Origin of the sequence: Nonomuraea sp. NPDC001636 (assembly GCF_040298265.1) — a bacterium.
Taxonomy (GTDB): domain Bacteria; phylum Actinomycetota; class Actinomycetes; order Streptosporangiales; family Streptosporangiaceae; genus Nonomuraea.
The window spans coordinates 13195-37325 of record NZ_JBEOZT010000015.1 but is presented as its reverse complement, the minus strand read 5'-3'; the positions used below and the strand labels follow the sequence as shown (position 1 = coordinate 37325).

The following is a 24131-nucleotide window of genomic DNA, read 5'->3' as shown; positions in this document are numbered from 1 at the left end:
GGAACGCGGTCAGCCGGCCGGACGGACCGGCCGGTCGCCCGCCCCGAAACAGACGAACCCCAGCAGGCCGGTCTTGGCCGACGCGCAGGCCAGAGCCGCGTCCGGCGCCTGCCCGGCGGCCAGCAGCTCGTGGAAGGCGCCCATCATGGCCATCGCGGCCTCGTCACCGATGGGCACCATCCCCGCCACCACGCACGAGCTCCCGCGCGCCAGGAACGTGCCCGGCAGCCCCAGCGGCGCCCCCTCCGCCGGGGTGCGGGCCATGCCCGAGTTGCACGCCGACAACACGACCAGCTCCGGCGCGCGGTGCAGGCCCAGCAGGTCGTAGGCCATGAGCTGCCCGTCGCCGAGGGTGATGCCGGACAGCAGCGGGCTGCGGGCGTGGAAGGCGCCGTGCGCGGCCAGATGGAGGACGTCGGCCTCGCCGAGCGCCGTCAGCACGTCGTCCCGGCGGCCGGGCACCGCCCGCGCGCCCGGATGGCAGGCCAGCACGCGGGCCACCTCCTCCTCCGCGTGGGCCAGCTCGGGCCCGGCCGCCGCCACCACGACCGGCGCGCCCTCCCGCACGCGGGCCCGCCGCCGCGCGCCCACCCACGCCGCCGCGCTCGCCGCCACGCTCACGGGACGCTCACGCAGCCCCGGCAGCGCGCCCCAGGGCAGGGTGTGCAACGGCCCCACCGGCACCACCACCAGCGGCCGGTCACCCAGCTCGGCCACGAGCGGCCCCAGCAGCAGCCGCTCCAGCTCCGCGCCGGCGCCGGTCAGCTCGGTGAGCGCCTGCGCGGGACCGGCCACGTCGAGTCCCGCACCCCACTGACGCAGGGCGTGGCGCAGCCGCATGATCGCCTCACGCGCCTGCCGCACGCCGCCCAGCCGCCGCAGGACCAGCCGGTCGGCGGTGATCAGCACCACCAGCAGCGTCTCCTCCTCGGCCACGAACTCCACCAGCGCCGCGCCGTCGAGCGCCGCCCGGACCCGGTCGATCTCCACCAGGCCGCACGCGTGTTCCGGCGCCGCGACCGCACGCCACCGCTCGGCCCACTCGAACACCTCGCCCGCGCACCCGTCGCGCACCGCCAGGCCCAGCCCGAAGGCGGCCAGCCGCTCACCGGACCGGGCCGCGTGCGCCCGCAGCGCCGGATCCTCGAACGTCTCCACCTGCCCGCTCACCTCGGCCAGCCCGTCGCGCACCGCCCGCAGCGCCCCCGTGACGTCCTCCCGCAGCGCCGCCTCCAGGGCCAAGGCGTGCTGGCGGACGGTCGCCGGGATCTGCGCGAGCTGCGTGGTCTGCGGCTCGGGGGCCAGCGAGGTCAGGCGGGTGCCGGCCGGCATCCAGCGCTCGGCGCGCTCGGCGTGCCGGGTGAGCCTGCGCAACTGGGCCGAGGCCACCGGATGGTCGTCGACGGCGAGCGCCGCCTCGGCCGCGCTCAGCCGCAGCGCCGCGGCGGCGGCCACGTGTGAGGAGACGTCCTCCAGCTCGTCGGCGCACCTGATCAGATCGGTGACCAGCTCGGACGTGACCGGCCCGATCGCCAGCCGGGCCCGCAGGACGACCTCGCCGGCCAGCGGCAGCCACGACAGCCGCTCCTGCTCGGCCAGCTCGCGCGCCGCCTGCTCGGCCACCTGCCGGGCCCGGTGGGGGTCGCCGGTGAGCAGCTCGACCTGGGCCAGCTTCAGCCGCGCCTCGGCCAGCGCCACCTGCGCGCCGGAGGACTCCAGGTCGGGCACGGCCAGGCTCAGCATCGCCCTGGCCTCGCCGGGCAGGTGCGCCGCCAGCAGCGCGCCGGCGAAGTCGGCCCGCATCGTGGCCAGCCGCTCGGGGAAGCCGAACAGGGTGTCCTCGGCCTCGCGGTAGTGCTCGAACGCGTCCGCGATGTCCCCCCGCCGCACGGCCAGGAACGGCAGGTTGGCGGCCGACAGCCGGGCCAGGTGGCGCAGGCCGGCGTACTGGGCGATCTGCAGGCAGGCCTCGATGTCGCGCATGGCGGCGTCCCAGTCGCCGCGGTAGGCGTGGATCAGGCCGCGGTTGAGCAGGCCGCCGGCCAGGAAGCGCCGGTCGTCGACCGTGCCGGGCGCGGCCACCAGGGCTCGCAGCGACCGGTCGCAGGCGGCGATGGCCTCCTGGTGGCGGCCCAGGTGGGCCAGGGCGACCGCGCGCTGCGTGTCGAGCTTGGCGCGGTCGAGGGGCGACAGGTAGGCCCAGGCCAGGGCGGCCACGCGCAGGGCCTGGAGCGGGTGCCCGCGCTCGGTGCGCACGGTGACCAGCGACAGCCGTGCCTGGGCCCGGCGCTCGGCCGGGACGCCCGGGGTGGCGATGGCCTGCCGCAGGCAATGTTCGGCGCTGAGGAGGTCGCCCAGCTCGCGGGCGGCCAGCGCCATGGCGCGCAGCGCGATCGCCTCGGCCTCGGGCGCCTCGGCGCGGCGGGCGGCGGCCAGGACGGTGCGGCCGGCGTAAAGGGCTTGCTCGGGATCGACGTGCGCGCGCAGCACGGCGGCCTCGGCCGCCTCGACGAGCGGACCGTGGTCGGCTGCTGATCCGGGTGGGGGAGAAGTGACGCTCATGGCGGGCTGACCGGCGGGGAGGAGGGGTGGGGACGTACGGCGCGGACGAGTGCGCAGGCGGCGGCGTCACGGCCGGATGCGCACCCACCTGGTCTGGACGGGGGCATGACCGGGACGGTGGCACACGATGCTCAGCCACCCGGGCGGCAGCCCGGTGGCGGCGAACCGGCCGTCCTGGGCGACCTGCCGGGTGAGGGTCAGGTGGGGGGTGCGCACGTCGATGGCGGCACCCTCCCCGGGATCGGGAAAGATCTGCCCGGCGACGTCGATCAGCCCGTCGCCCACGGTCACCTCCAGGTCGAAGGTGAGACCGTCGGTGACGAACCGCACCAGATGGGAGCCGTCGTCGCGGTCGGGCGCACCGGACCGCGCCGCCCGGCCGCCGCCGTGGTCGGCGGGGTTGGCGGTCACTGCCTGGGGAACGCGCAGCCCGTAGATGTCACGCGCGGCGGCCGACACGTGCCCGGGCATCGGATCCATGCCGGCGGCCAGCCGGAGCGCCGCCAGGAAGTACTCGTCGTTGATCATTGCGCTGTCTCCTGTAGTGAGAGCAGAGTGCGCAGTTTCTCCAGGCAGCGGGCCCTGGTCGGCCCCACGCTGCCCACGGGCAACCCGAGCCGCATCGCCATCTGCTGGTTTCCCAGATCGGTCGCGACCAGCTGCAGCAGAGTGCGGCAGGGTTCCTGCAGGGCGGAGACCGACTTCCACAGCAGCCGCCGGCCGTCGGCCTCCAGCACGGCGGAGGCGGGGTCGGGCTCCTCGACGGCCCCGAAGGTGGGCCTGCCCTCCGGATCGGCGACCAGCAGGCCCGACGGCTCCTTCCGGAGCAGGAGGAGCGCCTCACGGCGGGTGGTGGTCATCAGCCAGCCGCCCACCCGCGAGGGGTCGCGGATGTCGTGCATATGCTGGAGCAGCCGCAGCCAGGCGCCCTGGACCGCGTCGGCGGCGTCGGCCTCGCCCAGCCCGCACGAGCGGGCCAGCGCCCACATGCGCGGGCCGAACCGGGACTCCATCTCGTCCCAGGCGGATCGGTCGCCGTCGGCCGCGTCGCGGAGCAGCTCCGCCGGATCGCGCAAGTCGCTCATGCGGCCTCCTTTCGTCCCGAACGGGGAGGTCATCCTGCCTCACCGTGATTGGCCGAGGACTGAGTGTAAACTCTACAGACTCGTGGGTACGAGAACTCCCAGATCGGGAATTTGCCGGGACTGCCGGGGGTCGAGCAGTCGTTCGACCGCTTCCTTGGCCGGTTCGCGCCGGGCGGCGTCGGCCACGGCCCCCGACACCAGCGCGGTGGCGAACGACGTGCCGCTCCAGGCTGCGTAGCCGCCGAACTCGCCGACGTCCAGGAAACTGCTGGTCAGCCAGTCGCCGCGGGCGCAGGCGTCGACCCAGGTGCCGTACCCGGAGAAGGGCGCGCGGCGCTCCTGGGCGGCGTCGAGGGCCGCCACGCCCACCGCGCACGGCAGGGCGGCGGGCCAGAACGGCCGGTCGGAGGCGGTGTTGCCGGCGCAGGCCACCGTCACCGTGTCCTTCAGCGCGCCGATGGCGTCGGCCAGCAGGGGCGGCGGCCGGTCGTCGAAGGAGTGGCAGCCGAAGGAGAGGTTGAGCACCTGGGGCGGGTCCTCGCGCATGCGGTGGAGGGTGCGCACCACGGTGGCCTCGTCGCCCAGGCCGTCGCCGTCGAGCACCCGGCGGACCCGCAGCCTGGCGCCCGGCGCCCGGCGGGCCAGCAGGCCGGCGACGAACGTGCCGTGCCCGGCCTGCGCCCCCTGGGCCGCGTCGGCGCTCTCCGGGCCGAGTCTGGCGTACCAGTCGCTGCCCGACCACCACGGGTGCTTGGCCACGCCGGTGTCGAGCAGGGCCACGACCACGTCCGAACGCGACCTTGCCGGCCTGAAGGAGACGGGCGGCGTGGGGAACGGCCGGGACGCCGGTCCGCCGAAGAACAGCGGCTGGCCGGTGAGCACGTGGTTGGGTGAGGCCCGAAAGCCCCGGTCACGAAGCTCGGCGGTGATCTCGCACGGGTCCACCCCGGCCGACAGATGCAGGACGGTGACCCCGTCGGCCTCGGAGACCGCCTGCGTCCAGCGTGCGGCGGCCGACACCGCGCCCCGGTCGACCAGCACCTGACCTGGCCGGATGAACGCCTCGCCGACAGATTGCATGTCCATGAGCCGGTTGTTTCCCCGCCCGCCACAACTGTCACGTGACACGCCCGCACCAACTTGGTATGGCCCCCCTCTGGTGTCCGATGGCGACCGACGGTAGTCTTCCCCTAGTCACTTGTGATCATCCCGGGGCGAGGCCGTTGGGGAAGGCGCACCTCGTACCGAAACGGGAGGTCCGGTGTCTGCTCGTGGCGTGCTTTACGTCCACTCGGCTCAGCCCGCGCTGTGCCCTCACATCGAATGGGCAGTCGCGGGTGTCCTCGGCGTGCCCGTTGATCTGACGTGGACTCCGCAACCAGCCGCGCCGAACGTCGTGCGCGCGCAGGCGGAGTGGGAGGGCCGCGCCGGCATCGCGGCGGCCATCGCCTCCTCCCTCATGGGCTGGCAGCGCCTGAGATTCGAGATCACCGAGGATCCCTCGCCCGGCGTCGACGGCTCCAGACACGCCTACACGCCGACGCTCGGCGCCTTCACGGCGGTCATCGGCGCGGCCGGGGACATCATGATCCCCGAAGATCGGCTGCGTGCCGCCATGATGATGGCCGCCCAGGGCCGTTGCGTGCTGGAGGACGAGCTCGACAAGCTGCTCGGCCGGCCGTGGGACGAAGAGCTGGAGCCGTTCCGGTACGCCGGCGACGGCGCTCCTGTCCGCTGGCTGCACGCCGCCGTCTGACCCGTCCCGCCTCCCGCCGAGCGCCTGCCGGGGGCGGCCCGCGGCAAGCACGTCATGCCCTGGAGCCGTCCGGCTTCCCGAACAACGGAAAGGCCCCGCACCGGGTCTCGGTGCGGGGCCTTTCGCGTGGAACTGGTCTTTACAGCGGGATGTTGCCGTGGGCGCCCCTGGCCGGGGTGGCCTGGGCGAGCACCTTGGCGATGGCGCCGCGCGTCTCGGCGGGCTTGATCACCTCGTCGATGACGCCCAGCTCCTGGGCGCGAGCCAAGCCGCCGGCGAGCTGCTCGTGCTCCTCGGCGAGCCGCTGCTCCAGCGCCGGCCGCTCCTCCTCGGGCGCGGCGGCGAGCTCGCGCCGCTTGAGCACGCGCACCGCCGCGACCGCCCCCATGACCGCCACCTGGGTGGTCGGCCAGGCGAACACCTTGGTGGCGCCCAGCGCCCGCGAGTTCATCGCGATGTACGCCCCGCCGTACGCCTTGCGCGTGACCACGGTGACCCGGGGCACGGACGCCTCGGCGAAGGCGTGCAGCAGCTTGGCGCCGCGCCGGACGACGCCGTCGTGCTCCTGGCCGACGCCCGGCAGGTAACCCGGTACGTCCACGAGGACAACCAACGGCACTCCGAAGGCGTCACACATACGTACGAAGCGAGCGGCTTTCTCGGCGGACGTGGCGTCGAGGCAGCCGCCCAGCCGCAACGGGTTGTTGGCGACGACACCGACCGTCCGGCCGCCGAGACGGCCCAAAGACGTGACGACGTTGGGCGCCCATTTGGCGTGCAGTTCGACGCCGGCCTCGTCGAGCAGGCCGTTGACCAGCGGCTTGACGTCGTAGGCCCGGCGCGCGGACTCCGGCAGCAGCGAGGAGAAGTCGACCTCCTCGACCGCGCCGGGCCGCACCCGGCCCTGGTGGCCGAGCAGCGTGGCGAGCCGGCGCGCCTGGAGGTAGGCCTCGGCCTCGGTCTTGGTGACGACGTGCACGACGCCGCTGCGCCTGCTGTGCGGCTCGGGGCCGCCCAGCGCCTCGCTGTCGACGTCCTCGCCGGTGACGCTGCGCACGACGTCGGGGCCGGTCACGAAGATGCGGCCGGTGTCGGCCAGGATCACCAGGTCGGTGAGCGCGGGGCCGTAGGCGGCGCCGCCGGCCGCCGGGCCGACGACCACCGAGATCTGCGGCACGACGCCCGACGCCTTGGTCATGGCCGCGAACACCCGGCCGACGGCGTGCAGCGACTCGACGCCCTCGGCGAGCCGGGCGCCGCCGGAGTGCCAGATGCCGATGACCGGCACCCGCTCGCGGACGGCCACGTCGTAGGCGTGCACGATGTGCTCGCAGCCCTCGCTGCCCATCGCGCCGCCCTGGAAGCGCGCGTCGCTGCAGAAGGCGGCGACGGGCACGCCCTCGATCCTGCCCATGGCGGCCAGGACGCCGCTGTTGTCCTGCGGGGTGATGAGCCGCAGCGAGCCCTCGTCGAGCAGCGCTGCCAGGCGGACGACTGGATCGCGGGGGTCGGCGGGCTCCTGGCCGGAGCCCTCACCCACCACCCGGCTGTCCAGTACGGTCATCAAGCCCCCTTGAAGACGACGGTCACGTTGTGCCCGCCGAATCCGAAGGAGTTGTTGACCGCGGCGATGTCGCCCTGCGGCAGCGAGCGGTTCGCGCCGTGGACGATGTCGACCTCGATGCCGTCGTCGAGGTCGGCGAGGTTGATGGTGGCCGGGACGATCCGCTCCTGCAGCGCCTTGATCGTGAAGACGGACTCGATGCCGCCGGCGCCGCCGAGCAGGTGACCGGTCATGGACTTGGTCGAGGTGACCAGCGGGTGGGTGCCGATGGCCTTGGCCACGGCCTGCACCTCGCCGACGTCGCCCGCCGGGGTGGAGGTGGCGTGCGCGTTGACGTGCTTGACGTCGAGGCCGGTGATCTCGGCGTCGGTCAGCGCCTGCGTCATCGCCATGATGATGCCGCGGCCCTCGGGCTCGGGCTGGGTGATGTGGTGGGCGTCGGCCGAGTAGCCGACGCCGGCGGCGTAGGCGTAGATGCGCGCGCCGCGCGCCTTGGCGTGCTCCTCGGACTCCAGCACCACGATGCCGGCGCCCTCGCCGAGCACGAACCCGTCACGGTCGCGGTCCCACGGCCGGGAGGCGCCCTGCGGGTCGTCGTTGCGGGTGGACATCGCCCGCGCGGCGGCGAAGGCGGCGATGTTGAGGCCGTGGATGGCGGCCTCGGTGCCGCCGGCGACCACCACGTCGGCGCGGCCGAGCCGGATCATGTCCATGGCGTAGCCGATCGCCTCGGCGCCGGAGGCGCAGGCGGAGACGGTGGCGTGCACGCCCGCCTGGGCGCCCAGATCGATGCCGATCCAGGCGGCCGGGCCGTTGGGCATGAGCATCGGCACGGTGAAGGGCGACAGCCGGTTCCAGCCGCGCTCCTTCCACGTGTCGTAGGCGGTCAGGGTGGTGCTGATGCCGCCGATGCCGCTGGAGACCACGACGCCCAGCCGCTCGGGGGCCACCTCGGGGGCGCCGGCGTCCTGCCAGGCCTCCCTGGCGGCGACCAGGGCGAACTGCTCGCTGCGGTCGAGACGGCGGGACTCGGGGCGGGGCAGCACCTCGGTGGGGTCGACCGCCGCCGTCCCCGCGAACCGCACGGGGACGGAGTCGATCCACTCCGTGGTGAGGGTCTCCACACCCGACTGACCGGCGAGGAGCGCCGTCCAGGTCGAGGTGACGTCTCCACCGACGGGCGTCGTCGCGCCAAGCCCGGTGACGACGACACGTACCCGGTTCGCACTCACGTTTTCGCGCTCCTTACTGGTCAGAACTGCTGGGTGTCAGGCCTGGATGAAGTTGAGGACGTCCTTGACCGTCTTCAGGTTCTTCAGCTGGTCGTCGGGGATCTCGACGCCGAACTCGTCCTGAGCGGCCACGGCGATCTCGACCATGGACAGGGAGTCGATGTCGAGGTCGTCGACGAAGCTCTTCTCGGGGGTCACCTCGCCGGCCGGAATGCCGGTGATCTCGTTGATGATCTTGCCGAGGCCCGCGAGGATCTCCTGCTCGGTGGCAGCCATGTCGCTACTTCTCCTTCATTTTCTGGTTTCTGTACGGCTTCCGCCGTACGAGCTGAGGTACGGCGGGAGCCGTACCGGATCCTACGGAATCTCGATCACTTGGCCCGCATAGGTCAGACCGGCGCCGAAGCCGAGGATGAGCGCGAGGTCGCCTGAGCGGACCTCGCCGCGCTCCAGCATCCGCGAGAGCGCGAGCGGGATGGAGGCCGCCGACGTGTTGCCCGCGGTGACGATGTCGCGGCCGATGACGGCCTTGTCGGCACCGAGCTTGCGCGCGATGGCCTCGATGATGCGCAGGTTGGCCTGGTGGGGGACGAACGCCGCCAGCTCCGAGGGGTCGACCCCGGCGCGGGCACACGCCTCCAGGGCCACCGGGTGCAGCGCGGTGGCCCAGCGGAAGACCGTCTGGCCCTCCTGGGCGAGGAACTTCGTGCGGTCGGCGATGGAGATGGCCTCGGACTTGTCGCCGGCGCTGCCCCAGACGACCGGGCCGATGCCGGGCGTGTCGGTCGGGCCGACCACCGCGGCGCCGGCGCCGTCGGCGAAGATCACGGCCGTGGACCGGTCGGTCCAGTCGACCCACTGCGACAGCTTCTCCGAGCCGACGACCAGCACGTTCCTGGCCGCGCCGCCGCGGACGGCGGCGCTGGCGGTGGCCAGCGCGTAGCAGAAGCCGGCGCAGGCGGCGTTGACGTCGAAGGCGCCAGGGGACTTGATGCCCAGCCGGTGGGCCACGACCGCCGCGGCGTTGGGGATCTGGGTCTCCAGCGTGCAGGTGGCCACGATCACCAGGTCGACCTCGTCGGGGGTCAGGCCGCTGGCGGCCAGCGCCTTGCCGCCGGCCTGGACCGCCATGTCCTCGACGGACTCGGTGGCCGAGGCGACCCGGCGCTCCTTGATCCCGACGCGGGACTGGATCCACTCGTCGTTGGTGTCCATGGTCTTGGCCAGGTCGTCGTTGGTGACGACGTTGTCCGGCTGGTAATGGCCCAAGGCCAGAATCCGGGCGCCGGGGGCGATGTCGGGGATCCTCACTTGATCAGCTCCCTGGCCGCGTCGAGGTCGTCGGGTGTCTTCAGCGCCACGGTCTCGACGCCGCGCAGGCCGCGCTTGGCGAGCCCCGTCAGCGTGCCGCCGGGCAGCAGCTCGATCATCTTGGTCACGCCCAGCTCGGCCATCGTCGCCATGCACAGGTCCCAGCGGACGGGGCTGCTGATCTGCGAGATGAGCCGCTGGACGAACTCGGCGCCGCCGGCGACGGGCCGGCCGTCGGCGTTGGACAGCAGCGTGACCTGCGGGTCGGCGGGCACGACGTTCCAGGCCGCCTCGCGCAGGGCGTCGACGGCGGGGGCCATGTGACCGGTGTGGAAGGCGCCGGCCACCTTGAGCGGGATGAGCCTGGCACGGGCGGGCGCGTCGTCCTTGAAGGCGGCGAGCTGCTCCAGCGTGCCGCCCGCCACGATCTGGCCCGCGCCGTTGATGTTGGCCGGGGTCAGCCCGTGACGCTCGATCGCGGCCAGCACGTCGGCCTCCACGCCGCCGAGCACGGCGGTCATGCCGGTCTCGGTGACGGCGGCGGCCTTGGCCATGGCCTGGGCGCGCTCGCGGACCAGGCCGAGGGCCTGCTCGGCGGTGAGCACCCCGGCCAGCGCGGCCGCGGCGAACTCGCCGACGCTGTGGCCGGCCAGCACGTCGGGGGAGGCCCCCAGCGCCTCGGCGGCGGCCAGCGCGGCGGCCACCAGCAGCGGCTGGGCCACGGCGGTGTCGCGGATCTCGTCGGCGTCGGCGGTGGTGCCGTAGGCCACCAGGTCGATCCCGGCGACCTCCGACCAGGCGCCGAGTCTGTCGGCCAGACCGGGCAGCTCTAGCCAGGGGGTCAGGAAGCCTGGGGTTTGGGCGCCTTGGCCCGGAGCGACGAGTACAAGCACAAAAACCACCATGCCCTGTAGAACTTCGACACGCGGATGGAGATCCGTACGAACTTTGTCCCGGGTGCTTTGTAGGAACCCTACAGTGAAGATTTCGGGAATGTTACGTTAGGGCCCGCCATGCCGCGGCGCCTTCGGAAAGCCGGCCCAGGATGAGACCGACCTGCAGCGTGAAGGCCGACCTGCCCTCGGTGGGCTGGTAGCCCGTGAGCTCGGTGATCTTCTTCAGACGGTAGCGGACCGTGTTCGGGTGCACGAACAGCAGCCGGGCCGTCGCCTCCAGGGAGGTGCCCTGTTCGAGGTAGGTGGCCAGCGTATCGAGCAGGGGTGTGCCGGCCAACGGCAGGTAGACGTTCTCGATGAGCTGCTCCCTGGCGTCGGCGTCGCCGTCGAGGGCGCGTTCGGCCAGCAGGTCCTCGGCGTGCACCGGCCTGGGGGCGTCCGGCCAGCCCGCGGACGCCTTCAGCCCGGCCAGCGCGGCCCGCGCCGACCGCGCGGCGGCGTGCAGGTCGGGCACCTCGGGACCGATGACGATCGGGCCCACGCCGAAGCGCGCCACCACCTGCCGGGCCGCGTCGTGGACGCTGTCGGCGCCGCCCACGATCACGATCAGCCGGTCGGCCTGGACGCCGGCCAGCAGGTCCATGCCGATGCGGCGGCCTTTGTCGCGCAGGCCGTCGATGACCGCGCGCGGGTCGTCGTCGGGGGCGTGCCCGGCGATCACGACGACGGGGGAGGAGGTCCAGCCGAGGGCGGCGGCCCAGGAGTGGAGGCCGTCGTCGACCTCGCCGCGCACCAGCGCGTCGACGATCAGCGCCTCCAGCCTGGCGTCCCAGGAGCCGCGGGCCTCGGCCTCGCGGGCGTAGACGTGCGCGGCGGCGAAGGCCACGTCGCGGGTGTAGCGCAGCATGGCCTGCTGGAGCTGGTCCTCGCCGCCCGGCGCGGCCAGCTCGTCGGTCTGGGCCTCGACCACCTCGACCACGATCCTGACGATGTCGACCGTCTGCTGGAGCGAGATCGAGCGCTTGAGCTCGCGCGGGGCCGTGCCGAAGAACTCGATGCTGGGCGTCGGCCGGTTCTCGCCGGCGTGCTGGAACCACTCCACGAACGCGGCGATGCCGGCCTGGGCCACCAGGCCCACCCACGAGCGGTCCTCGGCGCTGAGCGCCCGGAACCAGGGGAGCTGGTCGTCCATGCGGGCCATCGCCGCCGTGCCGAGCGCGCCCATGGCGCGCTCGAGCCTTCGCGTGGTGTCCTCCCGGGTCCGGTCTGTCACGCCTCCTAGAGTGCCAGGTCGGCTCCGATGACCGGAACGGTGGTGTTTCAGATGACCGCAACCGCCGTGATCAGGCCGATCGCCACGTGGGTGACCGCCAGCAGGCGCGCGCCGGGCTGCAGCTCCGGCTCCTTCACCAGCTCGCGTACGGAGATCCCGACGACCTTGTCGAACACCAGCATCGCCACCGTCTGCACCACGATGCCGACCAGCCCGAACACGGCCGTGCCCGCGAGCCCCTCGGCCAGCCGGCCGCCGGAGGACCAGATGGACGCGGCCACGATGAGCCCGATCGCCGCCAGCGCGGACGTGGTGAGCAGCGTCGCGTTCGCGTTGCGCTGGGTGCGGATGATCTCGCTCAGCTTGCCGGGCGTGGCCCAGTCGATCACGTAGAAGCCGACGATCAGCAGGATCACGCCGACGGCCGCGTACGCGGCGATCGCGCCGGCGCCGCGGGCCAGGACTTCGAGAAGGGTCACGTCATTTCCAATCACGGGGGTGCTTCAGTTCGCGATGCGATGAGGGACGAAGGAGGAGGTGTCGTCGGTGATCAGGCCGGTGGTCTCCCTGATGCCGAGCCCGGCGGCCTCGTCGGCGACCACCCAGGCGCCGAGCACCGGCCGCTGGCCCTCGAACGCGGGCAGGGCCTCGAACCCCTGGAAGACGTAGCCTTCCCGGCCGTAACGGCCCGGGGTCTCCTGGGTGCCCTCGGGGGTGACGATGCGCATCGAGGCGCCCTCCCTGCCCAGCAGCGGCTTGGCGATGTAGGAGGTCAGCTCGCGCGGCCCGTCGAGGTAGGCGGGCAGCAGGTTGGGATGGCCGGGGTAGAGCTCCCACAACACGGCGAGCAGCGCCTTGTTCGACAGCAGCGTCTTCCACAGCGGCTCGATCCAGGTGGAGTGGCGCACCGCGTGCCGGCCGAAGTCGTCGGCGAGCATCCACTCCCAGGGGTAGAGCTTGAACGCCGAGCGGATCATCTCGTCCCCGGCGTCGACGAAACGGCGGTTGAGCTCGTCCCAGCCGATGTCCTCCATGGCGACGGCGACCGTCCGCCGGCCCGCCTGCTCGGCGGTCTCCTGCAGGTAGGCGACCGTCATGGCCTCCTCGCCCGTCTCGTCGGCGTTGGTGAAGGCGAAGTGCGTGGGGCCGGGCGGCAGCGGCAGCTCGCGCCAGCGCTCGATGAGCCGTTCGTGCAAGGAGTTCCACTGGTCGTCGCCGGGGTGGACGTCCTGCAGCCAGAACCACTGGATCACCGACGACTCCACCAGCGACGTCGGCGTGTCGGCGTTGTACTCCAGCAGCCGGGCCGGGCCGGTGCCGTCGTAGCGCAGGTCGAAGCGGCCGTACAGGTGGGGGTCGCGGCGCTCCCAGGAGCGGGCCACGGCGTCCCTGGCCCACTCGGGGACGGCGAAGTCGGCGTAGCGGCCGGTGGAGACGACGTGCTCGACGGCCCGCAGGCACATGCCGTGCAGCTCCTCGACCTGCTCCTCCAGCGACTCCACCTCCTCCAGGGACAGGACGTAGTGCACCGACTCGTCCCAGTAGGGCCTGCTCAGGCCCTCGGGGTGGGCCATCCGGTGGTAGGCCAGGCCCTGGCTCTCGATCGTCTTCTCCCAGCCGGGACGGGCGATGCCATGCTCGCGGCGCACGTCAGCTCCCGCCGCCCCAGCTGTTGCCGAAGCCGCCGCGCTGGATCGACTTGCCGTTGCGGCTGGAGATGTTCACGTCGGACGGCCGGTACGTGGTGCCGCCCTGCATGCGGTTGCCGACCCGGTGGCCGCCGTAGTACCACATGTACGCGCCGCGCGAACCGGCGTAGTAGTGGGACCCGCCGCCGCTGCCGCCGTCGTCGTCGCAGTAGTCGTCGTCGACGACCTCGTACGTGCCGTCCTCCAGCTGCACCACGCAGTCGGCGGTGACGTCGTCGTCGTCCTGGGTCGCCGCGCAGTAGCCCACCAGCATCACCGACAGGACCCCGAGAATGGTCAGTGGGACGGCCTTGGACGACTTGCGTGGGGGTGGGGGAGCCGGCATGCGCGGCGGTTGTGCCATGTGGTTCCTGCTTTCCTGGGCGAATCAGCCTATCGGTGCGCTTCGCCCCTGTTCAATGCCGGTGGTCGTCCGCTCGGGTATGAAGGACTCATGGAACCGGCCCAGGCCCTGCGCGAGATCGCCTTCCTGCTCGAACGCGCAGGTGAGCCCACCTATCGGGTCCGCGCGTTCCGCCGCGCGGCCGCGGTCGTGGACGACCTGCCGGAAGGCGAGCTCACGCGGCTGGCCGGAGCCGGCGGGCTGGGCGACCTCCCCGGCATCGGCAAGGTCACCGCCCTCGTGATCAACGAAGCGCTCGACGGTCAGGTTCCGACGTATTTGCGTAGGTTGCGGGCCACCGAGGGCGTCGAGCTCGACGCCGAGACCGCGGCCCTGCGCGAGGCGCTGAAGGGCGACCTGCACAGCCACTCCGACTGGTCCGACGGCGGCTCGCCGATCGAGGAGATGGCCGAGGCCGCCAGGGCGCTCGGGCACGAGTACTGGGCGCTGACCGACCACTCGCCGCGCCTGACCGTGGCCAAAGGACTGTCGGCCGAGCGGCTGGAGCGGCAGCTCGACGTGGTGGCCGGGCTCAACGAGCGGCTGGCGCCGTTCCGGATCCTGACCGGCATCGAGGTCGACATCCACCTCGACGGCTCGCTCGACCAGGACCCGGCGCTGCTCGAACGGCTCGACGTGGTCGTGGCCAGCGTCCACTCCAAGCTGCGCATGGACCGCGAGGAGATGACCCGCCGCATGGTCACCGCCGTCGCGAACCCCCTGGTCGACGTCCTCGGCCACTGCACGGGGCGGGTCGTGCGGGCGGGCGGCGAGCGCGGGGTCAAGCGGCCGGAGTCGGAGTTCGACGCCGAGCTGGTCTTCGAGGCGTGCCGGCGGTTCGGGGTCGCCGTGGAGATCAACTCCAGGCCCGACCGGCTCGACCCGCCCAAGCGGCTCATGCGGCTGGCGTACGAGACGGGGTGCGTGTTCTCGATCGACTCCGACGCGCACGCCCCCGGGCAGCTCGACTGGCAGCGCTTCGGCTGCGAGCGGGCCGCCCGGTGCGGGATCGAGGCCGCGCGGATCGTCAACACCTGGCCTCTCGACCGGCTGCTGGAGTGGACGGCGGGGTGAGCCCTGGGTGGCGGCGGAGCCAGGTCGTTGTCGCGGGGGCCGCGCGGGGCCGGTGATTGTCGGTGGCGGCGCGTAGCGTTCCGGCTGTGAACCGTACCGACCGGCTCTATGCGCTCGTCGAGGACCTGCGCGCCATCGCGCCACGCTGCCGCTCCGCCCGCGAGCTCGCCGAGAGGTTCGAGGTCAGCGTGCGCACCATCGAGCGCGACATCACCGCGTTGCAGGGGTCCGGGGTGCCGATCTACGCCGAGCCCGGTCGCAGGGGCGGCTACGCCCTCGACAAGAAGATGTCGCTGCCCCCGCTCAACTTCACCCCGGCCGAGGCGGTGGCCATCGCGGTGGCCCTCAGCCAGGCCGGCGACCAGCCGTTCGGCCGCCAGGCCCGCAGCGCGTTACGCAAGGTGGTCTCGGCCATGCCGGGGCCAGAGGGCGATCTGGCCAGGGAGCTGGCGCGGCGGGTGCAGCTCGTCAGCGAGCCGCCCGAGCCCGGCTCGCCGAGCCGGCCGCTCGGCGCCGAGGGCATCTCCAGGGCCATCGAGGAGGCGCTGCTGCGGCGGCGCGTGCTCAGGCTCGACTACGCCGACGCCAAGGGCGCGCTCACCTCGCGCGACGTCGAGCCGGGGGTGTTCCTGGGCGGGCGCGGCGGTTTCTGGTACCTCGTGGCGTGGTGCCGGTTGCGGGAGGACGTCCGGGTCTTCCGGCTCGACCGCATCGCGGCGGCCGTCGTCACCGTCGAGCGCTGCCCCGAGCGGCCGCTCGAAGGGTTCGCCCCCGACGTGCCGGAGATGGTGGTCCGCGGAACCATGCTCGATTAATCATGCGAAAACACCGACATAGGGTTGTCGCCGTAGCGATACATCGTTGTCTTGTTCGAAAGACGAGGAGACGATGATGGACAACACGGTGACCTGGTTCGAGATCGCCACCGACGACCCCGAAGGCGCCGAACGTTTCTACGGCGGGCTGTTCGGCTGGTCGTTCAGCCGCGACGACGACGGCCCGCTCGACTACCGCATGATCGGCTACCCGGGCGGCGAGCGGTCCGGCGGCGGGCTGTTCAACAACAAGGGCGACTTCCCCGCCCACGCGGTGTTCCACGTGCAGGTCGCCGACGTCGAGGCCGCGTGCGCCAAGAGCGAGGCGCTCGGCGGCAAGGTCGAGATGAAGGTGATCGACGACGGCGCCGGCACCGACTTCGCCTATCTGCGTGACGTCTCGGGGAGCCTGTTCGGAGTCTTCCACCGCAGGTGAGCCCTTCGGCGGCGGACGCCGCCGGAGCTCGCGGGACGTCGCCGCGATCGCGCCCCCGGGGAAGCACCTTCCCCGCCGAACCGGGGCCGCGCGACGCGGGCCGTCCCGCCTGAGAGCGGTTCACCCGCCCTGGACACGCCGCCGATCGCCGAGCGGCGGCGCGTCCAGGGCCCCTTCCCCCGGCAGGGGGCTCACGTCAGAAGCGTCAGAAGGCGGCGGCCGCCAGCCAGCGGGTCAGCAGGTCGTGGTCGCCGAAGACGGCCGGCGACCGCGGGGGCCGCCGACCGTAGAGCACCAGGAGCAGCTCGCTCGCCGGGCCGCGCACAGCGGCGTCGCCCTTGGTGTGGCCGCGTTCGCAGCCGACCGCCCCGCCGGCGCCCTGCGTGATGGTCCACTCGCCGTCGACGTCGCTCGCGTGGAGGTGGATCGTGGCCCCTTCCGCGCCGAGCCCGGCCAGCGATCTGGTCACCCAGGTCGCGTACGGCAGGTTGTGCAGGAACTCCTCGATGCCGTCCACGGCGGTCGCCGCCGGGATCTCCGGGTCGAGGCCGAGTGCGAGCTCGGCGTCGGCCCGATGGATCACCAGCTCGAAGAGCATCCTGGGCGCCCACCATCCGGCCCGCCGGTCCGGGCCCCACGTCCACACCGCGAGGTCCGGGTCGGTGGTGCGCAGCACGTCCAGGAGGGCGGCGGCGCCCTCCATGAGCCAGGCGGCGTCGCCGTGCGCGCCCTCGGCCAGGCCGCTGGGCACCTCGCGCGACCAGACGCGCTCCTGGACCCGGTTGCGCAGCACGTGCGCCGCCCAGCGATGGGTCTGGCCGACATGCGTGACGAGATCGCCGATCGTCCATCCCGGGCACGTCGGCACCGGGACGGACAGATCGCTCGCCAGCGCCGCCAGCCGCGCGGCTTCGCCCTCGATCCGGGCGATGAAGGTGTCGTTGTCGGTCACCCGTCACACACTAGGCCGCCGGACAGGTCGCCCCCTTGGCGGGCAGCTTGCCCTCCACCAGGTACGCGTCCACCAGCCCCTGCACGCACTTGCTGCCCGACAGGTACGCCCCGTGCCCCTCGCCCTCGTACGTCACCAGCCGCGCGGTCCTGAGCTGGGCCGTCAGCCGCGGCGCCCACTGGTACGGCGTGGCGGGGTCGCCCTTGCCGCCCACGACCAGGATCGGCGCCGACCCGGTGGCGTTGACGTGCCGCGCCTGGTTGCTGCCCTGAGCCGGCCACACCCGGCACAGCCCGCCCGAGCCCTCGCTGCCGAACAGCGGCGAGATCCGCAGCGCCGCCGCCTCGGTGCGCCGCAGCTCGGCCTCGCTGGGCCGCTCGGCGGTGTCCACGCAGGTGATGGCCGGGAAACTGGTCATCTGCGTGGAGTAGGTGCCGTCCTCCGAGCGTCCGGTGTAGGAGTCGGCCAGGTACATCAGCGCCTCGCCGTGGCCCTTGAGCGCCTCGCCGAGCGCCTTCTCCAGGAACGGCCAGGTCAGCTCGGAGTACAGGGCGGCGGCCACGCCGGTGGAGGCCAGGCCCTGGGTGAGCTGCCGGCCGTCCACCTTCAGCGGCTTGGTGGTGAGCTGGTTCATCAGGTTCTCGACGTTGGCGTTCGCGGCGGTCACGTCCTTGCCGACCTCGCAGCCGCCCTTGACGCAGCTGCGCAGGAAGCTCTCGTACGCCTGCTGGAAGCCGCGGGTCTGGGTCAGCGTGCGCTGCTCGAAGGTGACCGTCGGGTCGAGCGGCGCGTCGAGCAGCATCCGGCCCACGTTCTTGGGGAACTGGGTGGCGTAGACGGCGCCGAGCTGGGTGCCGTACGACATGCCGACGTAGTTGAGCTTGGGGTCGCCGACGGCGGCGCGGATGCGGTCCATGTCACGGGCGGCGTTGACGGTGCCGACGTAGGGCAGGACCTTGCCGGAGTGCTGCTGGCAGAGCTGGGCGAACTCCTTGTTGGCGTCCTGGCTCTCCTGACGGGTCTGCGCGTTGGTGGGCAGCGTGTCCAGGGAGACGAACCGGTCCATCTGCGCGCTGTCGCCGCAGCGCACGCCCGCGCTGCGCTCGACGCCGCGCGGGTCGAAGCTGACCAGGTCGTAGTGGGCGCGCAGGGTGGTGAGCACCTTGGCGGCCTGGTCGAGGGTGTCCACGCCGGAGGCGCCCGGCCCGCCGAAGTTGAACACCATCGAGCCGAGCCGCTTCTTCGGATCGGTGGCCGACAGCTTGATGAGCGCCAGCTCCAGCTTGTCGCCGTCGGGGCGGGAGTAGTCGAGGGGCACCGCCAGCTTCCCGCAGCGCACCGAGGCGTCCTGTTGCGCCGGTGGCTCGCCGTCCGGGCGCTTGATGTCGGTGCACGGCCCCCACGCGATCTTGTCGGTGTCGGCGGCGGGCCCGTCGGTGGCGGGCTCTGCGGGTGCACTCGCGCAGCCCGCGGCCGTTACGAGCAGGGCGGCGGCTAGGACGCGTCGCATACGAACATTCCCCTTCGTGTCTTCGGGGGAAGTAGTGCCCACGATACGGGACCTCGCGTCGAACCTGGGTGAGGCGGCACGTACCCCTCCTGGACGTGCCGCCTCATCCGTCAAACGGAGCGGAGGCCCGGACATGACGGCGCTCCCGCGAGAAACAGTTCGCGGGAGCGCGCCTTCCGGATGACTCAGACGCCCATCGACTGGGTGTCGTTGCTCTCCGCGCCGCCGGCTTCGGTGACGCCGTTCTTCAGGTGGTAGCGGGCGATGGCCTCGCGCAGCACCTCGCCGTCGAGCTCGCCCCGCTTGACCAGCCGGGTGAGCACGGCCAGCGTGATCGAGGCGGCGTCCACGTGGAAGTGGCGACGCAGCGCCGAGCGGGTGTCGGACAGGCCGAACCCGTCGGTGCCCAGCGAGGACCAGTCACCCGGCACCCACTGCGCGATCTGGTCCTGGACCGCCTTCATGTAGTCGCTGACGCCCACGAACGGGCCGCCGGCCTGCGAGAGCGCCTGCGTCACGTACGGGACGCGCTGCTCGGCGTCGGGGTTGAGCAGGTTGTGCTCCTCGCACGCCAGCGCGTCACGCCGCAGCTCCGACCACGACGTCGCCGACCACACGTCGGCGGACACGCCCCACTCCTCGGCCAGCAGGCGCTGGGCCTCCATGGCCCACGGACCCGCCACGCCCGAGGCCAGGATGTTGGCCTTCGGCCCCTGCGTCTGCGGGCCCTCGGCGAACTTGTACAGGCCCTTGAGCAGGCCCTCGACGTCGAGGTCGGCCGGCTGCGCGGGCTGCAGGTAGGGCTCGTTGTAGACGGTCATGTAGTAGAAGACGTCTTCGGGCTGCTCGCCGTACATGCGGCGCAGGCCGTCCTTGACGATGTGGGCGACCTCGAAGGCCCACGACGGGTCGTAGGAGACCGCGGCCGGGTTCGTCGAGGCGATGAGCGGCGTGTGGCCGTCCTCGTGCTGCAGGCCCTCGCCGTTGAGCGTGGTGCGGCCGGCGGTGGCGCCGAGCAGGAAGCCGCGGCCCATCTGGTCGCCCATCTGCCACATCTGGTCGCCGGTGCGCTGCCACCCGAACATCGAGTAGAAGATGTAGACCGGGATCATGTGCTCGCCGTGCGTGGCGTAGGAGGTGCCGGCCGCGATGGTCGAGGCCATCGAGCCCGACTCGCTGATGCCCTCGTGCAGGATCTGCCCCTGCACGGCCTCCTTGTACGACAGCAGCAGCTCCCTGTCGACCGCCTCGTACGTCTGCCCGTGGGGCGAGTAGATCTTGGCCGTCGGGAACATGGCGTCGAGACCGAACGTGCGGGCCTCGTCGGGGATGATCGGCACGAACCGGTGGCCGATCTCCTTGTCGCGCATGAGGTCCTTCAGCAGGCGCACGAACGCCATGGTGGTGGCGACCTGCTGCTTGCCCGAGCCCTTGCGGAACTGGCTGTAGACGTCGTCGCCGGGCAGCTTGACCGGCTTGGCGCGCACGACCCGCTTGGGCAGCACACCGCCGAGCGCCGCACGGCGCTCCTTCATGTACTGGATCTCGGGGTCGTTCTCGCCCGGGTGGAAGTACGGGGGCAGCTCGCCCTCCAGGGCCGAGTCCGGGATCGGCAGGTAGAGCCGGTCGCGGAACTCCTTCAGCTCGGCCTTGGTGAGCTTCTTCATCTGGTGGGTGGCGTTGCGCGCCTCGAAGTCCTTGCCCAGCGTCCAGCCCTTGATGGTCTGGGCGAGGATCACCGTCGGCTGGCCGACGTGCTCGCGGGCCGCCTTGAACGCCGCGTAGACCTTGCGGTAGTCGTGGCCGCCGCGCGACAGCTTGCGGATGTCGTCGTCGGACAGGTGCTCGACCATCTTGCGCAGGCGCGGGTCGCCGCCGAAGAAGTGGTCGCGGATGTAGCCGCCGGTCTCGACCGAGTACGTCTGGAACTGGCCGTCGGGCGTGGTGTTCATCTGGTTGACCAGCACGCCGTCGACGTCGGCCGCGAGCAGCGGGTCCCAGTCGCGGCCCCACACGACCTTGATCACGTTCCAGCCGGCGCCGCGGAAGTACGACTCCAGCTCCTGGATGATCTTTCCGTTGCCGCGTACCGGGCCGTCGAGCCGCTGCAGGTTGCAGTTGATGACGAACGTGAGGTTGTCCAGCTCCTCGCGGGCGGCCAGGCCGATCGCGCCGAGCGACTCGGGCTCGTCCATCTCGCCGTCGCCGAGGAAGGCCCACACGTGGCTGCGCGAGGTGTCCTTGAGCTCGCGGTTGAGCAGGTAGCGGTTGAACCGCGCCTGGTAGATCGCGCCGATCGGGCCGAGGCCCATGGAGACCGTCGGGAACTCCCAGAAGTCGGGCATGAGCCGCGGGTGCGGGTAGGAGGGCAGGCCGCGGAAGCCGTGCGACAGCTCCTGCCGGAACGCGTCGAGCTGGGCCTCGTTGAGGCGGCCCTCCAGGAAGGCGCGGGCGTAGATGCCGGGCGCGGCGTGGCCCTGGAAGAACACCTGGTCGCCCGACTCGCCGTGGTCCTTGCCGCGGAAGAAGTGGTTGAAGCCCACCTCGTAGAGCGAGGCCGCCGAGGCGTAGGTGGCGATGTGGCCGCCCACGTTCGTACGGGCGTTGGCCCGCGACACCATGACCGCGGCGTTCCACCGGATGTAGGCACGGATGCGCCGCTCGACGTGCTCGTCGCCCGGGAACCAGGGCTCGCGCTCCGGCGGGATCGTGTTGATGTAGTCGGTGCTGCGCAGGCCCGGCACGCCGACCTGGTGCTCGCGGGCCCGTTCCAGCATGCGGAGCATGAGGTAGCGGGCTCTGGTGCGGCCTTCGGTCTTGACGACATTGTCGAGAGACTCGAGCCACTCGTTGGTCTCACTGGGGTCGACATCAGGCAGCTGGCTGGGTAGGCCGTCGCTGATGATCGAGAATCGCTGGCGTCCGGAAGCCACTGGGTCTCGCCTTCCGAGAATGACTGAAGTCTGGTCTGGGTCGCCTTCCATCCTGGTCGCTAGTCGTAGAAAACGCATCTCTACTGACGGGTAACCAGAGCGTCCCTGCTGGCAGGGCCATGTTGGTGGCCTAGACCACCGATGGTAGGACGAATCGCCACCAAAGGTTACATCGGTGGAGCAATTTAACAAGACTAGAAAACGGACGAAATTTCCCCCCAATCCTAGGGGGCTGGCCCGGTGGGTCGGCCTCCGCCCTCAACCCTCCCCCGAACCGGGCGGTCCTCACCCGGACGGTCTTCACCCGGACGAGGGCGGCCGCGCCGCGCCGCGCCGCGCGAGTCTAGCCACCGTCTTCGTGGTGGGGTCCCGCGGGGCTGCGTCCGCCGGGAGGGCCGGGGCGCACACCTCTTCTCCTTACTTCTGTACGCGCTGCTTCTGTACGCGCATCGGAACCGCTTCGCGGGGGCCTTCGCGGCGGTCTCGGACGGGCCTCGGGGACGTGCGGCCTGTCTCGCGTGCGACCGTGTCCCGGGTGTGTCCTGCCGGAGAGCCCGCCGGAGAGCCCGGAGGGGTGGCCGCCTGGAGAACTCGGGAGCAAGGCGACCCGCCGCCGCACCCTCGCGTCGTCGCGAAGCCGGGCCATCGGCCGTCTCTCCTTGTCTCTCTTGGCGCGCCGGCTCGCTGCCGCGCGTCCAGCCGCCGCCTCCGCGCGAGTGCACAAACGGCCCTCGGCCGGGCCGCTGCCGAAATGAGGCCATATCGGAACCATCAGGCGACAGAGCCGGACGCAGCCCCGCCGTCCTGGCCCTGACCAGCCGCAACGCGGTGGTGATCAGGTGATCCGATGACCACGCTCCGGCTGTGGCGGCCGAAACGCCGCGCCCGTGCCGCGTAACGTTTCGGTCAGCATTTTCGGCCTCAATGAAGACGGGGCAAAAAATCGCCATCCTTGGGCTCCGCTCTTTTCCTGGGCCGTCCGCCGTACCAATGTGGAAGGTATGAATGCGACGGCAGGAGACCGGCTCCTGATGCACGGCAACACCGTCGGCGAAAGGGAGCGGAGCGGCGTCATCACCGAGGTCCACGGCACGGACGGCGGGCCTCCGTACATGGTGCGGTTCGACGACGGCCACACCGGGCTGGTCTTTCCCGGCCCTGATGCGGTCGTTGTGCCTCAGTAGGATTTCCCTGTGAGATCAGAAATCATCTCCGTGGCCACGGGTTCACGCGAGACCGTGCACGACATCACCGCTGAATGCGCTGAATTCGTGCGCGCGCAGGGAGAAGACGGCCTGTTGCACGTTTTCGTGCCGCACGCGACCGCGGGCGTGGCGCTGCTGGAGCTCGGCTCCGGCAGCGACGACGACCTGCTCGCCGCGCTGCGTGATCTGCTCCCGGCCGACGACCGCTGGCGTCATGCCCACGGTTCGCGCGGTCACGGCAGGTCACACGTCATGCCCGCGCTGATCCCGCCGTACGCCACGATCCCCGTGCTGGGCGGGAGGATGGCGTTGGGCACATGGCAGTCCGTCGCGCTGGTCGACCTCAATGTCGACAACACGCAACGCCAGGTTCGCCTGTCGTTTTTGTCAGATTGATTCTGGCCGACTACGGCCGTACCCGTGGCGACCGTTGACGACTGAGGGTCACAGCGTGTGGACTGTGCCGAAGCGATAAACCGCATAGAGCGGGGCCACTCAAGCAGGAGGGATAAACGTGAGCGCGACCGCGGGTCAGGCGCAGGGCGAGCGCGGCCTGGCCGAACGACTCGGCCTCAAGCCGGGTCAGGTGGTGCAGGAGATCGGTTGGGACGAGGACGTCGACGACGAGCTTCGCGACTCCATCGAGGACCTGACCGGCAACGAGCTACTGGACGAGGAGAGTGACGACGTCGTCGACGTGGTGCTGCTGTGGTGGCGCGACGGCGACGGGGACCTCTTCGACGCCCTCAGCGACGCCATGCGAGCACTCGCCGAAGCCGGCCAGATCTGGCTGCTGACTCCCAAGGCCGGGCGCGATGGCCACGTGGAGCCGAGCGACATCGGGGAGGATGCCGCTACCGCGGGTCTCTCGCAGACCAGCAGCATCTCAGCCGCACCCGACTGGTCCGGGACCAGGCTCGTCGCGCCGAAGGGCCGACGTTAGGAAACTCCGAGGCCGGCCGATACGGCAGGATGGTGGGCTGTGAACGCACATCCTGCCGAGGTCGGCGCACTGGCTCCGGATTTCGAGCTGCAGGACCAGCACGGCGCCCCGGTGAAACTGTCCATGTTCCGGGGCGAGAAGGTCGTGCTGGTCTTCTATCCGCTTGCCTTCAGCGGGATCTGCGAGGGCGAGCTCACCGCGCTGCGCGACCAGCCTCTCGACGCGCGGGTGCTCGCCGTGTCGGTCGACTCCGTGTTCGCCTTGCGTGCCTGGTCCGATCGGGAAGGTTACGGATTCGCCCTACTCTCCGATTTCTGGCCACATGGACAGGTCGCCCAGGCGTACGGTGTGTTCGATGAGGCGAAGGGGCTCGCACGTCGGGGGACCTTCGTCATCGACGGCGAGGGCGTGATCCGGTGGTCGGTGATCAGTCCGATCTCCTCGGCACGTGACGTCGCCGACTACGTTAAGGCACTCGCCGACATTTCCTGAC

The 24131-nt window shown here is 71.8% G+C and carries 24 protein-coding genes; 8 read left to right on the top strand and 16 right to left on the bottom strand.

All coding sequences use genetic code 11. The features are described 5' to 3' along the window. Positions 1-9: 9 nt before the first annotated feature. From ABT158_RS26395 to ABT158_RS26380, 4 genes are all read right to left on the bottom strand, one after another. Positions 10-2562, bottom strand: a complete 2553-nt coding sequence (locus ABT158_RS26395; RefSeq protein ID WP_352357699.1) for a CHAT domain-containing protein — start codon at positions 2560-2562, stop codon at positions 10-12. Positions 2563-2628: 66 nt separating this feature from the next. Next, positions 2629-3090: a hypothetical protein gene (locus ABT158_RS26390; protein WP_352323638.1), complete on the bottom strand. Its 462-nt coding sequence runs from the start codon at positions 3088-3090 to the stop codon at positions 2629-2631. After that, positions 3087-3647, bottom strand: a complete 561-nt coding sequence (locus ABT158_RS26385; protein ID WP_352357697.1) for an RNA polymerase sigma factor — start codon at positions 3645-3647, stop codon at positions 3087-3089. The genes ABT158_RS26390 and ABT158_RS26385 overlap by 4 nt, the downstream gene beginning before the upstream one ends. Before the next feature lie 72 nt (positions 3648-3719). Next, the gene (locus ABT158_RS26380) at positions 3720-4733 is read right to left on the bottom strand and encodes a S8 family peptidase (protein WP_352357695.1); all 1014 of its coding nucleotides are present in this window, start codon (positions 4731-4733) and stop codon (positions 3720-3722) included. A 175-nt stretch (positions 4734-4908) separates the two neighbouring features. Between ABT158_RS26380 and ABT158_RS26375 the strand changes: the two genes are divergently transcribed. Beyond that, on the top strand, positions 4909-5403 hold the full coding sequence (locus tag ABT158_RS26375) for a DUF3145 domain-containing protein (protein ID WP_352323642.1): 495 nt from the start codon (positions 4909-4911) through the stop codon (positions 5401-5403). Between the two features lie 139 nt (positions 5404-5542). Here ABT158_RS26375 and ABT158_RS26370 read toward each other — a convergent pair whose 3' ends face one another. The 9 genes from ABT158_RS26370 to ABT158_RS26330 form a co-directional block, all read right to left on the bottom strand. Further along, the gene (locus tag ABT158_RS26370; RefSeq protein ID WP_352357692.1) at positions 5543-6967 is read right to left on the bottom strand and encodes an acyl-CoA carboxylase subunit beta; all 1425 of its coding nucleotides are present in this window, start codon (positions 6965-6967) and stop codon (positions 5543-5545) included. Continuing rightward, on the bottom strand, positions 6967-8199 hold the full coding sequence (gene fabF / locus ABT158_RS26365) for a beta-ketoacyl-ACP synthase II (RefSeq protein WP_352357690.1): 1233 nt from the start codon (positions 8197-8199) through the stop codon (positions 6967-6969). The genes ABT158_RS26370 and fabF overlap by 1 nt, the downstream gene beginning before the upstream one ends. 36 nt (positions 8200-8235) lie before the next feature. Further along, on the bottom strand, positions 8236-8475 hold the full coding sequence (locus ABT158_RS26360) for an acyl carrier protein (protein ID WP_125639869.1): 240 nt from the start codon (positions 8473-8475) through the stop codon (positions 8236-8238). Positions 8476-8556: 81 nt separating this feature from the next. Next, complete coding sequence (locus ABT158_RS26355) at positions 8557-9510, bottom strand: beta-ketoacyl-ACP synthase III (RefSeq protein WP_352357688.1); 954 nt, start codon at positions 9508-9510, stop codon at positions 8557-8559. Further along, the gene (locus ABT158_RS26350; protein ID WP_352357686.1) at positions 9507-10403 is read right to left on the bottom strand and encodes an ACP S-malonyltransferase; all 897 of its coding nucleotides are present in this window, start codon (positions 10401-10403) and stop codon (positions 9507-9509) included. Before ABT158_RS26350 ends, ABT158_RS26355 begins: the two co-directional genes overlap by 4 nt. 103 nt (positions 10404-10506) lie before the next feature. Then, positions 10507-11631, bottom strand: coding sequence for a PucR family transcriptional regulator (locus tag ABT158_RS26345; protein WP_352358034.1), 1125 nt, complete (start codon positions 11629-11631; stop codon positions 10507-10509). A gap of 95 nt (positions 11632-11726) precedes the next feature. After that, positions 11727-12158 (bottom strand): DUF350 domain-containing protein, encoded by a 432-nt coding sequence (locus tag ABT158_RS26340; RefSeq protein WP_352323647.1) that lies wholly within the window; start codon positions 12156-12158, stop codon positions 11727-11729. Positions 12159-12182: 24 nt separating this feature from the next. Beyond that, positions 12183-13328, bottom strand: a complete 1146-nt coding sequence (locus ABT158_RS26335) for a glutathionylspermidine synthase family protein (protein WP_352357684.1) — start codon at positions 13326-13328, stop codon at positions 12183-12185. 1 nt (position 13329) lies between these two features. Continuing rightward, a complete protein-coding gene (locus ABT158_RS26330; RefSeq protein WP_352357682.1) occupies positions 13330-13731 on the bottom strand; it encodes a hypothetical protein in 402 nt (133 codons plus the stop codon). 90 nt (positions 13732-13821) lie between these two features. On the opposite strand from ABT158_RS26330, the gene ABT158_RS26325 reads away from it, so the two are divergent. The 3 genes from ABT158_RS26325 to ABT158_RS26315 all read left to right on the top strand — a co-directional run bounded on the left by ABT158_RS26325 (position 13822) and on the right by ABT158_RS26315 (position 16095). After that, entirely contained in the window at positions 13822-14844 is a 1023-nt protein-coding gene (locus ABT158_RS26325) for a PHP domain-containing protein (protein WP_352357680.1), read from the top strand. Between the two features lie 86 nt (positions 14845-14930). Next, complete coding sequence (locus ABT158_RS26320) at positions 14931-15659, top strand: helix-turn-helix transcriptional regulator (protein WP_352357678.1); 729 nt, start codon at positions 14931-14933, stop codon at positions 15657-15659. A gap of 73 nt (positions 15660-15732) precedes the next feature. After that, entirely contained in the window at positions 15733-16095 is a 363-nt protein-coding gene (locus tag ABT158_RS26315; RefSeq protein ID WP_352357676.1) for a VOC family protein, read from the top strand. Between the two features lie 205 nt (positions 16096-16300). Here the strand turns inward: ABT158_RS26315 and ABT158_RS26310 are convergent, their stop codons facing one another. From ABT158_RS26310 to aceE, 3 genes are all read right to left on the bottom strand, one after another. Next, positions 16301-17047: a maleylpyruvate isomerase family mycothiol-dependent enzyme gene (locus tag ABT158_RS26310; protein WP_352357674.1), complete on the bottom strand. Its 747-nt coding sequence runs from the start codon at positions 17045-17047 to the stop codon at positions 16301-16303. A gap of 10 nt (positions 17048-17057) precedes the next feature. After that, on the bottom strand, positions 17058-18557 hold the full coding sequence (locus ABT158_RS26305; RefSeq protein WP_352357672.1) for an alpha/beta hydrolase: 1500 nt from the start codon (positions 18555-18557) through the stop codon (positions 17058-17060). A 185-nt stretch (positions 18558-18742) separates the two neighbouring features. After that, positions 18743-21541 (bottom strand): pyruvate dehydrogenase (acetyl-transferring), homodimeric type, encoded by a 2799-nt coding sequence (gene aceE, locus ABT158_RS26300; protein WP_352357670.1) that lies wholly within the window; start codon positions 21539-21541, stop codon positions 18743-18745. A 950-nt stretch (positions 21542-22491) separates the two neighbouring features. Here aceE and ABT158_RS26295 point away from each other — a divergent pair. The 4 genes from ABT158_RS26295 to ABT158_RS26280 all read left to right on the top strand — a co-directional run bounded on the left by ABT158_RS26295 (position 22492) and on the right by ABT158_RS26280 (position 24130). Next, positions 22492-22674, top strand: a complete 183-nt coding sequence (locus tag ABT158_RS26295) for a DUF1918 domain-containing protein (protein ID WP_352358032.1) — start codon at positions 22492-22494, stop codon at positions 22672-22674. A gap of 9 nt (positions 22675-22683) precedes the next feature. Further along, positions 22684-23091: a secondary thiamine-phosphate synthase enzyme YjbQ gene (locus ABT158_RS26290; protein WP_352321050.1), complete on the top strand. Its 408-nt coding sequence runs from the start codon at positions 22684-22686 to the stop codon at positions 23089-23091. 118 nt (positions 23092-23209) lie between these two features. After that, entirely contained in the window at positions 23210-23638 is a 429-nt protein-coding gene (locus tag ABT158_RS26285; RefSeq protein WP_352321051.1) for a DUF3052 domain-containing protein, read from the top strand. A gap of 39 nt (positions 23639-23677) precedes the next feature. Beyond that, entirely contained in the window at positions 23678-24130 is a 453-nt protein-coding gene (locus ABT158_RS26280; RefSeq protein WP_352357667.1) for a peroxiredoxin, read from the top strand. The last annotated feature ends 1 nt before the right edge of the window (position 24131 follow it).